Source organism: Bartonella sp. AC62GZZY (assembly GCF_042196525.1).
Taxonomy (GTDB): Bacteria; Pseudomonadota; Alphaproteobacteria; order Rhizobiales; family Rhizobiaceae; genus Bartonella.
In genome coordinates this window covers 1-571 of sequence record NZ_JBHIQN010000094.1, presented here as the reverse complement: position 1 = coordinate 571, position 571 = coordinate 1, and the positions used below count along the sequence as shown (strand labels likewise).

1 protein-coding gene is annotated in these 571 nt (G+C 50.3%); it reads left to right on the top strand.

The window, feature by feature from the left end:
• A partial coding sequence (locus ACFIML_RS09340) for a transposase domain-containing protein (RefSeq protein WP_375688054.1) occupies positions 1-571 on the top strand: 571 nt, incomplete at both ends.

Here is a 571-nt window from a genome sequence, read left to right as displayed (position 1 = left end):
GCAAAAAAGCTTTATCCAGCCCAACGGCGTGATCGCTCCAGCCTGCATGCACTGCAAGCAGTGAATATGGACGGGCATAAGCTGGATGTTTTTGTGAATGTTCCTTGGACAGAAAAGCCTGTGCGGCTTTATCTGATTGCCATTCAAGATCTTTATTCGGGCAAGATTTTATCGTGGCGCTTATCGGATGCTGAGAGTTGGGAAATCGTTCGTTTGGTGATTGGGGATATGGTGGAAGCTTATGGCATACCGGAGCGTATGACCTTGGATAATGGGCGTGCCTTTACCAGCAAGTGGATTTCTGGAGGTGTGCAAGGGCTTTTGACGAGTTTGGGTGTGCAATTGCAATGGACCACCCCTTATAGCGGACAGTCTAAACCGATTGAGCGGGCATGGCGTGATCTGGCAGAAGCGATTTCTAAACATCCCTTTTGTGCGGGGGCTTATACGGGCAATAAACCGGATGCCAAGCCTGAAGATTATGGCAAGCGCGCGATAGGATTTGAAGAGTTTAAAGCCCATGTTGGGGCGCAAATTGTGGCGCATAATGCGCAAGCGGGGCGTAAGGCGG